Origin of the sequence: Mesorhizobium sp. M1E.F.Ca.ET.041.01.1.1, assembly GCF_003997355.1 — a bacterium.
Classification (GTDB): Bacteria; Pseudomonadota; Alphaproteobacteria; order Rhizobiales; family Rhizobiaceae; genus Mesorhizobium.
The window spans coordinates 1-8,990 of sequence record NZ_RZSL01000230.1; the positions used below are offsets into that span (position 1 = coordinate 1).

At 63.2% G+C, this 8,990-nt stretch carries 12 protein-coding genes and 1 tRNA gene; 9 read left to right on the forward strand and 4 right to left on the reverse strand.

Annotated features, from left to right (window positions below):
• Positions 1-1,017 (reverse strand): thiamine pyrophosphate-dependent enzyme (locus EOA38_RS19130; RefSeq protein WP_245480876.1); only part of this gene is annotated, 1,017 nt, incomplete at its 3' end.
• A 274-nt stretch (positions 1,018-1,291) separates the two neighbouring features.
• Here EOA38_RS19130 and EOA38_RS19135 point away from each other — a divergent pair.
• The 3 genes from EOA38_RS19135 (at position 1,292) to EOA38_RS19145 (ending at position 2,784) form a co-directional block, all read left to right on the forward strand.
• Positions 1,292-1,564 (forward strand): DUF4164 domain-containing protein, encoded by a 273-nt coding sequence (locus tag EOA38_RS19135; RefSeq protein WP_126087211.1) that lies wholly within the window; start codon positions 1,292-1,294, stop codon positions 1,562-1,564.
• 4 nt (positions 1,565-1,568) lie between these two features.
• Positions 1,569-1,934, forward strand: coding sequence for a cell division protein ZapA (locus EOA38_RS19140; protein ID WP_126091540.1), 366 nt, complete (start codon positions 1,569-1,571; stop codon positions 1,932-1,934).
• Between the two features lie 187 nt (positions 1,935-2,121).
• Positions 2,122-2,784: a peroxiredoxin gene (locus tag EOA38_RS19145; protein ID WP_127299966.1), complete on the forward strand. Its 663-nt coding sequence runs from the start codon at positions 2,122-2,124 to the stop codon at positions 2,782-2,784.
• Positions 2,785-3,052: 268 nt separating this feature from the next.
• Here the strand turns inward: EOA38_RS19145 and rpoH are convergent, their stop codons facing one another.
• Together rpoH and EOA38_RS19155 are read right to left on the reverse strand one after the other, a co-directional pair.
• Entirely contained in the window at positions 3,053-3,964 is a 912-nt protein-coding gene (gene rpoH / locus EOA38_RS19150) for an RNA polymerase sigma factor RpoH (RefSeq protein ID WP_126091542.1), read from the reverse strand.
• Positions 3,965-4,173: 209 nt separating this feature from the next.
• On the reverse strand, positions 4,174-5,166 hold the full coding sequence (locus tag EOA38_RS19155) for an RluA family pseudouridine synthase (protein WP_127299967.1): 993 nt from the start codon (positions 5,164-5,166) through the stop codon (positions 4,174-4,176).
• 106 nt (positions 5,167-5,272) lie between these two features.
• On the opposite strand from EOA38_RS19155, the gene EOA38_RS19160 reads away from it, so the two are divergent.
• The 6 genes from EOA38_RS19160 to EOA38_RS19185 all read left to right on the forward strand — a co-directional run bounded on the left by EOA38_RS19160 (position 5,273) and on the right by EOA38_RS19185 (position 8,533).
• A complete protein-coding gene (locus EOA38_RS19160) occupies positions 5,273-5,656 on the forward strand; it encodes a fimbrial protein (RefSeq protein WP_127299968.1) in 384 nt (127 codons plus the stop codon).
• Between the two features lie 11 nt (positions 5,657-5,667).
• Complete coding sequence (locus EOA38_RS19165) at positions 5,668-6,081, forward strand: VOC family protein (RefSeq protein ID WP_127299969.1); 414 nt, start codon at positions 5,668-5,670, stop codon at positions 6,079-6,081.
• 85 nt (positions 6,082-6,166) lie between these two features.
• Positions 6,167-6,241 (forward strand) — tRNA-Glu (locus tag EOA38_RS19170).
• A gap of 160 nt (positions 6,242-6,401) precedes the next feature.
• Positions 6,402-6,983 carry a VOC family protein gene (locus EOA38_RS19175; protein ID WP_127299970.1) on the forward strand — a complete coding sequence of 194 codons (582 nt, stop codon included), beginning with the start codon at positions 6,402-6,404 and terminating at the stop codon, positions 6,981-6,983.
• A gap of 22 nt (positions 6,984-7,005) precedes the next feature.
• The gene (locus EOA38_RS19180; RefSeq protein WP_127299971.1) at positions 7,006-7,902 is read left to right on the forward strand and encodes a glutathione S-transferase family protein; all 897 of its coding nucleotides are present in this window, start codon (positions 7,006-7,008) and stop codon (positions 7,900-7,902) included.
• Between the two features lie 262 nt (positions 7,903-8,164).
• Entirely contained in the window at positions 8,165-8,533 is a 369-nt protein-coding gene (locus tag EOA38_RS19185) for a hypothetical protein (RefSeq protein WP_126091549.1), read from the forward strand.
• 33 nt (positions 8,534-8,566) lie between these two features.
• On the opposite strand, the gene EOA38_RS19190 is transcribed toward EOA38_RS19185, so the two are convergent.
• Positions 8,567-8,782, reverse strand: coding sequence for a hypothetical protein (locus EOA38_RS19190; RefSeq protein ID WP_127299972.1), 216 nt, complete (start codon positions 8,780-8,782; stop codon positions 8,567-8,569).
• Positions 8,783-8,990 lie beyond the last annotated feature (208 nt).

Here is an 8,990-nt window from a genome sequence, read left to right on the forward strand (position 1 = left end):
GGCGATCACGGCGTCGAAATTGCCCGGCAGCTTGCCGGCAAGGCGGCGCTCGAATTCGCCCTGCAGCTTGGCGTCGGCCTTGGCGAGCCGGCCTTCCCAGTCGGCGCGCGCCTTGGCGCCGGCCTTGCCGACCGCGCGCCAGGCGTCGAGGATGTCGGCCGGCACCTCGAAGGGCGGCGACTCCCAGTTGAAGAATTTGCGGGCGCCGGCGATTTCCTCGGCGCCGAGCGGCGAGCCATGCGCCTTGTTGGTGCCGGCCTTGGTCGGGGCACCGAAGCCGATGGTCGTCTTGCAGGCGATCATCGTCGGCTTGTCGGAATGGCGGGCGGCTTCGATGGCATAGGCGATCGCTTCCGGATCGGTGCCGTCGATGTGGCTTGCGTTCCAGCCGCTGGCCTGGAAGCGGGCGACCTGATCGGTGTTGTCGGCGAGCGAGACTGGACCGTCGATCGAGATGTTGTTGTTGTCCCAGAAGACGATCAGCTTGTTGAGCTTGAGATGACCGGCAAGGGCGATGGCCTCCTGGCTGATGCCTTCCATCAGGCAGCCGTCGCCGGCCAGCACATAGGTGTAATGGTCGACGAGGTCGTTGCCGAACGCAGCATTCATGATGCGCTCGCCCAGCGCGAAGCCGACCGAATTGGCAAGGCCCTGGCCGAGCGGGCCGGTGGTTGTCTCGATGCCGGCGGCATGGCCGTATTCGGGATGGCCCGCGGTCTTCGATCCGAGCTGCCGGAAGTTCTTGATCTGGTCGATCGTCATGTCCTCGTAACCGGTGAGGTAGAGGAGCGAGTAGAGCAGCATCGAGCCGTGGCCGGCCGACAGGATGAAGCGGTCGCGGTCGGCCCAGTGCGGGGCCTTGGCGTCGAATTTCAGGAAGCGGGTGAACAGCACCGTGGCGATGTCGGCGCAGCCCATGGGCAGGCCCGGATGGCCGGAATTCGCCTTCTCGACGGCGTCCATGGAAAGGAAACGGATAGCATTGGCCATCCGGTCATGTTGTTCACGCGAGGTCATGCTTCCTCCGGAAGTGGGTTGGAGCCTTGGGTGAGCCCTTGGGGGAGAGCCCTTGGAAAGGATGCCGCGACACATAGCAGGCGCGGCCCTTGAGTCAACAAATCGGTCGACTTTTGCCGGGCTTGTGAAGGGGTCGGATGCGCTACATTAGCGTTAGCGGGGGACAGTCGCGAGAGCTTTATTGACGCGCGCTTCACCCGGCGCCTAATCTTTCCGACATAACGCGTTCTGAACGCGAGCGATTCGGTGACGGGCAGGGCATAGGACGAAGGCCATGACCGGGGAAACGACCCTTAAAGAAGTCATCGCCAGGCTCGGCAAGGCCATGGAAGGGCTGGAAAGCGCCGTGGCGGCGCGGCTCGAGCATGAGCGCGACTATTCCGAGGCCGAGGCCGAGGTGCAGCGCATGAATGCCGACCGCTCGCGGCTGGCGCAGGAGCTCGACAATTCCGAAGCCCGCGCCGAACGGCTGGAAGATGCCAACAAGGAAGTGTCGCGCCGGCTGGTGACCGCCATGGAAACCATCCGCGCTGTACTCGACAGGTAGTCCAATGGCACAGGTGACGGTTTCCATCGACGGCAAGCAGTACCGGATGGCTTGTGACGAAGGCCAGGAAGAGCATCTGATCGATCTCGCCGAGCGCTTCGACCGCTACGTCATGCACTTGAAGGATTCCTTCGGTGAGATCGGCGACCAGCGGCTGACCGTGATGGCCGGCATCATGGTGATGGACGAGCTCTCGGAGCTCAACAAGCGGGTCAAGGGCATGGAGAGCGAAGTGCTGACGCTGCGCAAGACGCGCGACGAGGCGCTGACCAAGGCCGACAAGAGCGACAGCGTGCTGACCACCGCGCTCGGCGCATTGGCGCAGCGCATGGAAGATCTCGCGACGACGCTGGCGGTGAAGAAGGCTTAAGCCGCTTCGTCCAGTCCCCCACGGAAATTCCTGCTGTCTTTTCCAGGAAAAGACGAAATTTTTCCGCCGCTTCGATCACGCTTGCAGGCACAAGCCTTTTGAACACAGCCGTCCGGCGGTATAGAAGGCGTAGCCAGGCCGATGGGGTTGGCCCGTCGGCGACATGTCACAGGGTAGGGAGCACGTCATGAGCCTTCGTATCAACGATATCGCGCCGGACTTCACGGCTGACACCACGCAAGGAACGGTGAATTTCCATCAGTGGATCGGTGACGGCTGGGCGGTGCTTTTCAGCCATCCGAAAGACTTCACGCCGGTCTGCACGACCGAGCTCGGCACGATGGCCGGGCTGGAAGGCGAGTTCAGGAAGCGGAACGTCAAGATCATCGGCATTTCGGTCGATCCGGTATCGAGCCACGAAAAGTGGCATGCCGACATCAAGACCGCGACCGGCCAAACGGTGAACTATCCGCTCATCGGCGACAAGGACCTCAAGGTCGCCAAGCTTTACGAGATGCTGCCGGCGGGCGCCGGCGAGACCTCGGAAGGCCGCACGCCGGCCGATAACGCCACCGTGCGCTCGGTCTACGTCATCGGCCCCGACAAGAAGATCAAGCTGGTGCTGACCTATCCGATGACCACGGGCCGCAACTTCGATGAGATCCTGCGCGTCATCGATTCCGTTCAACTAACGGCCAAGCACCAGGTCGCGACGCCGGCCAACTGGAAACAGGGCGAGGACGTCATCATCACCGCCGCGGTCTCCAACGAGGATGCGATCAAGCGCTTCGGTGCCTATGAGACGGTGCTGCCGTATCTGAGGAAGACCAAGCAGCCTTCGGCAGGCTGATATTCAGGTGGTCCCGGCCTGCAAATGGCGGCTTCCTGCGCTTCCGGTGCTCACGTACTTTAAGTGCGCTCCGCTCCGGCCTACGCCGGCCGAAGCCCTTATAAGTGTCTCCGCTCTATGAAGGCTACGGCCGGCGTAGGCCGGTTCTCGGAAGCCACCATTTTCGGCTCGGGCTGACCTGAATCTCAACCCGCCTTACCAGCCAGTTACGACAACAAAAAAGGCGGCGCTGAAGCGCCGCCTTTTCATATTTCATTTCTGCCTAGCCTTAAGCCGCCGGCTGCGCTTCGATGGTGCGCAGAGCCTGGCTCTGGCGCTTGGCGGCGGCCTTGACCGCGTCCTGCACCTTCTCGAAGGCGCGCACCTCGATCTGGCGCACGCGCTCGCGGCTGATGTCGAACTCGGCCGACAGCTCTTCCAGCGTCAGCGGCTCTTCGGCCAGGCGACGCGCCTCGAAGATGCGCCGCTCGCGCTCGTTGAGCACCGACAGGGCGCCCGACAGCATGGCGCGCCGGCTTTCCAGCTCGTCCTGCTCGATCAGCATTTCTTCCTGGCTTTCGTGGTCGTCGACCAGCCAGTCCTGCCATTCGCCGGACTCACCCTCGCTCGCCCTGATCGGGGCGTTGAGCGAAGCGTCGCCCGACAGGCGGCGGTTCATCGACACCACTTCGGCCTCGGACACGTTGAGGCGCGTGGCGATCTCGGCGATCTGGTCGGGCTTGAGGTCGCCGTCGTCGAGCGCCTGGATTCTGCCCTTCACCTTGCGCAGGTTGAAGAACAGGCGCTTCTGGTTGGCGGTGGTGCCCATTTTGACCAGGCTCCACGAGCGCAGGATGTATTCCTGGATCGAGGCCTTGATCCACCACATGGCATAGGTAGCGAGCCGGAAGCCGCGCTCCGGTTCGAATTTCTTCACAGCCTGCATGAGGCCGACATTGCCTTCCGAGATCACTTCGCCGATCGGCAGGCCGTAGCCGCGATAGCCCATGGCAATCTTGGCGACGAGCCTCAGATGGCTGGTGACGAGCTTGTGCGCAGCCGAAGTGTCCTCATGCTCGGCATAACGCTTGGCGAGCATGTACTCTTCCTGCGGCTGCAGCATCGGAAAGCGGCGGATTTCTTCCAGATAACGGGCGAGACCGCCTTCACCGGAAACGATACTGGGTAATGACTGGGCCATGATAGCGCCCCCTCTCTATTAGAGTGGTGCCCCCTTAACGCGGCGGGCATGTGACGCGAATGCCTAAGGCTCATTCGCGGCAAGCGGTATATATAGGAACAAAACCAGAAAGGACAGCTTTTGTTCAACACGAAACAGTGTGTCACGTTGAAGTGAACAACGCCAGTCAGGTTTTTTGATGGCTGGTTTGAAGCGTCTTGATGACCGGTTCAGAGCTTGCGGAAACCGCAGACGAGTTCCTCCATATCCCTCGGCATCGGCGCCTCGAACCTCATCGTTAGATGGGTGGTCGGATGCCGAAATTCAAGGAGCCAGGCGTGGAGCGCCTGCCTGGAAAATGCATTGACCTCTCTTTTCAGCGGTTCCGGCAGCCGGTTGGCCTTGGTCCGGAAGGCCTGGCCGTAGTCCGGATCGCCGATCACGGGATGGCCGATATGCGCCATGTGGACCCTGATCTGGTGGGTGCGGCCGGTCTCCAGCCGGCATTCGACCAGGCTGGCGGTGGTGAAGGCCTTCTGGCCCTCGCCGAAGCGCTCGACCACGGTGAAATGGGTGACGGCGTGGCGGGCGTCGTCGCGGCCTTCGGGAACCACGGCGCGGCGGACCCGGTCAGCGGCGCGGCCGAGCGGGGCGTCGACGGTGCCGGCCGGCCGCTGCGGAATGCCCCAGACCAGCGCCAGATAGGCGCGTTGGAGGTCACCGGTCAGGCCATGGTCGGCGAAGGCCTCCGACAGCGCCTTGTGGGCGCGGTCGGTCTTGGCCGCGACCATGACGCCACTGGTTTCCTTGTCCAGCCGGTGCACGATGCCCGGCCGCTTGACGCCGCCGATACCGGAAAGGCTGTCGCCGCAATGATGGATCAACGCGTTGACCAGCGTGCCGGTCCAGTTGCCGGCGCCGGGGTGGACGACCAGCCCCGCCGGCTTGTTGATGACGATCAGCTCGTCGTCCTCGTAAAGGATGTCGAGGGCAATAGCCTCGCCCTGGGGCTCGGCAGGCTCCGGCTCCGGCATGACGACCGAGACACGCTCGCCGGCGGCCATTTTGCGTTTGGTCTCCTCGACCGGTCTGCCGGCGATCGAGACCGCGCCCTGTTTGATCAGCATCTGCACGCGGCTGCGTGAAATGTCGGGACCGAGCTTCGCGGCCAGCCACTGGTCGAGGCGCTGCCCTGCGGCTTCCGCGCCGGCTTCCAATTCCATGGCTTCGCCGCTCGCCAATTCATCCGGTATCAAAATCGGGGCCCTATCAAAATCGGGGTCTGTTCGTTATGAGCGCTCATCGAAACCCGTTGCGGATTGTTTAGCCATGGCCCGGCCCATCGCCGAAGAAGATGAGGAAAAGCCGCTCGATCCCGCGGCCGAGAAAGTGCGCAGGAAGCTCATCCGCTTCATGATCGTCAATCTCGGCCTTCTCTTCCTCGCCCTTATGGTGGTGATCGGGGCGCTTGTCTACAAAGCCCGCAATGCGCCTGGCGCGGGTTCGGCGCCTGCCGGCGAAGTCCAGGCTCCGGCCGGGGCGCCGCTCGGCGGCGATATCGTGCTGCCGGTCGGCGCCAAGGTGGTCAGCCAGTCGCTCTCCGGCAACCGACTGTCGATCGATGCCGAGCTCGCCGACGGCAGCCACGCCATCTTCGTCTACGATATCGCCGAGCGCCGCATGATCGGCCAGTTCGCGATCCGCAACAAATGAGCCCGCAACAAATGAGCGGCTTTGCCGAAAGCCGCCGCATCGCGACCGTGGCGCTCGTCGTCGGGAACTATGACGAGGCGATCGCCTGGTATGTCGAGCGGCTCGGCTTTGCGCTGACCGACGATGTCGACCTCGGCGGCGGCAAGCGCTGGGTGACGGTCACGCCGGCAGACGGGCAGGGCGCGCGGCTGCTCTTGGCGGAAGCGTCAGACGAAATGCAGGCGAGCCGCATCGGCGACCAGACCGGCGGCCGGGTGTTTCTCTTCCTCGAAACGGACGACTTCGCGCGCGACCACCAGGCGATGCTTGGCAGGGGTGTCGAGTTCCGCGAGGCGCCGCGCCATGAGGCCTATGGCACGGTGGCGGTGTTCGCCGACCTCTACGGCAATCTCTGGGACCTGATCGAGCCGAAACGGCGAGGTTGATTGGGCCATTCGGCATAGTCCGCGAACAAGCTGAAACCCCAGTTGCTTTTTCGCGGCCGTCATCCTATGTAGCCGGTTCTTGAGCGCGCCCATCGTCTAGCGGTCAGGACACCGCCCTCTCACGGCGGTAACAGGGGTTCGATTCCCCTTGGGCGTACCAAGTCTCCCCGTCACTCGGCCTTGCACTGCGTCGCGCATCTCTTCTGGCGTGGCGTTGCCGATTGAATTAGCATTGCGTGATAGTCCTTGGCCAAGACACCAAGGGTTGCGGCTTCGAACTTGCCCAGCAAAAGAGGCGAGCGAGGCGGCGGGAGGAGCCAATGCAAAAACTGCAATCGCAAGGCGTCCATCACATCACGCTGGTCGGCGCCGATCGTCAGACCTCGATCGATTTCTGGGAGGGCGTGCTCGGCATGCCCTTCATCTTCGAGCAACCCAATCTCGATAAGGCGAGCGAAAGCCATCTCTATTTCGATCCCGGCGACGGCCGGCTGATCACCGTCTTCACCGACGAGAGCCGAACCCCGGTCAAGCGGCGGACGCCGACCGATATCGGCTGTGTCCATCACATTGCGTTCTCGGTGTCGCGGGTGACGTTCCTGCAGGCCGTCGCCCGACTCGACGAGCGCGGCATCAAGCACAGCGGCGTCAAGGACCGCGGCTTCATGGATTCGATCTATTTCGAGGATCCGCTTGGCCTGCTGATCGAGCTTGCCTCCTACCGCTTCGAGCCGCCGGCCGGCTTCGGCCATGCCGACGTGCTGATGGAGGCGCATAAGATCCGCGTCGCGCGCGGCGACTATGCAATCGCCGAAGTGCACCTTGCCGACGCCATCCAGGCGCTGATCGAGCGGTCGCGCGAGACCTTGTCCGAGAACCGGGCGGCGAAAAATCCGTACTGAACAGGTCAGAGGGAGGACCAAGATGGCAAAGGCAGCCACAAAAGGAACCAAGAAGGCCGCGGCCAAGCCGGCGGCGAAGGCAGCCAAGCCGGCGGCGAAGGCCTCGGCAAAGGCGACAACCGCCGCCAAGGTGTCGGCCAAGCCCGCGCCCAAAGCGACGGCAAAGGCCGCGCCTAAAGCGACGGCAAAAGCCGCGCCTAAGGCAAAGGCCAAGCCTGCCAAGAAACCTGGGATAAAGCTCAGTATGCTGCGGCCCAGCGTCAACAACATGACGGTCCGGGTTTTCGCGCGGGCGGCCGGGCTAGATCCCGCGGAGACCGACGCCTGGGGTCTGACGCGCACGCCAGAATTCCTGGCGCGGAACCCGGCGCATCTGACGCCGATGATCGAGGACAAAGGGCTGCCGCGCGGCGTGCTTTGGGAAAGCTGCGCCATCATGCAGTACCTCTCCAACAAGCACGGGCTGGACAAATTCTATCCAAAGGCGCCGGCCAAGCGGGCAATGGTCGACAGCGCCATGTTCTACCTGATCGGCACGCTCTATCCCTATGTGGCCAGAGCCACCTATCCGGCGCTCGGCTTTCCGCAATATGCCGGCGAGGTCGGCCACAGCGATGCCCACCCCGACAAGAAATCGGAGGCGCAGAAGGCGGCTGCCGCGGCGATCGCCGAACCGCTCGAGGTGTTTCACAGCTTCTTCAGGGACGGCAAGCCGTTCATCGGCGGCAACAACCCGTCGATCGCCGACATCCGCCTGGCGGCGACGCTCGAGTTCCTGGCCGTCATCGACTACGCGCTGCCCGAATGGGCGAAGGACTACATGGTCGCGATCGAGAAGAAGCTCGGCAAGGCCTATGCGGAGCCGGCCGGCGACGTGCGCGGCTACATCGCCCATGTGAAGGCCCAGGCCGCGGCTTAGGCAAGCCGTGGGGTTAAGGGTCCGTTAACCAAAGCCTTGTCTAGTGGTGCGGTCCTCGCCGTGACCACGGATGTACTGGCGCGATGCCGAGGCGAGGAAAGGTCGGCTCAGCGCCGGCCTTTTGCTTTTCCGGCGACGCCCGTGCCAGCATCACGACGGCATGATTTTGCCGGCTCCAGCCCGGTTGAAATCCTATTGTCATCCTCCTGGTTGATCGTACCATGCCGCCAGGCGAACGGGCGATGATGACGAGGACCCGCCCATGAGAAGCACGGCAAGATTTTCGGCGATCGTTGGGGCTCTGCTGGCAGCGCCTTTTCCGGCGAGCGCCGCATCGCTCAACACCATGAACGAGGTCGGCGCCGCTCTGCAGGCGTGCTGGACACCGCCCGCCAACTCCGGGAACGCCTCGGTCACCTTGAGCTTCAGCTTCAAGCGCGACGGCACGCTGATCGGCCCGCCGAAGCCAACAGCGATCAAGGTCGGCGGCGATGACAAGGCGCGGCAGGCCTATGTCGACGCGGCGACCGCCGCCCTGCGAAACTGCCTGCCGCTCAGCTTTTCGCCTGCACTGGCGCAAGGAATTGCCGGCAACGTCTTCACGCTTCAGTTCAATTCGCCAAAGCAATAGCGAGCACCGGCATCGTCGCCACGCGGACCGCCGTCAGCGTGCGGCTTGCCTTGCGGTGACGTGCTTTTCCAGTTCCGGCATCTCGAAGACATAGTCGTTCCAGGCCGATTCCGGAATCTGTCCGGCCAGGTAGCATTCCAGCAGCAGATTCTGCTCCGGTGTCAGACGCCTCGGCGCCCACTCGTGATCCAGTCCAAGCGAGTGGATCAGGTTCCGGGTCAGGCTAGAGACGGTGAAGTGAATGGACATCCTCAGTCTCCCTCGCGCTGGACAGATAACGTGAAATGCCGGTCAGAGGTTTCATCGGCAGTCCGTGATCGCAGGCGCGGTGCGACCGACACCTGGCATCCGCTGGAGCGGTTCAGCTTTTCACAGAATTGCTGACCCGCTCTAAAGCGCGTCGCGATCTTTCAGATTCGCTTCTGCGCTTTAGGTCTTTTTTTGCGCATGTCTTTTC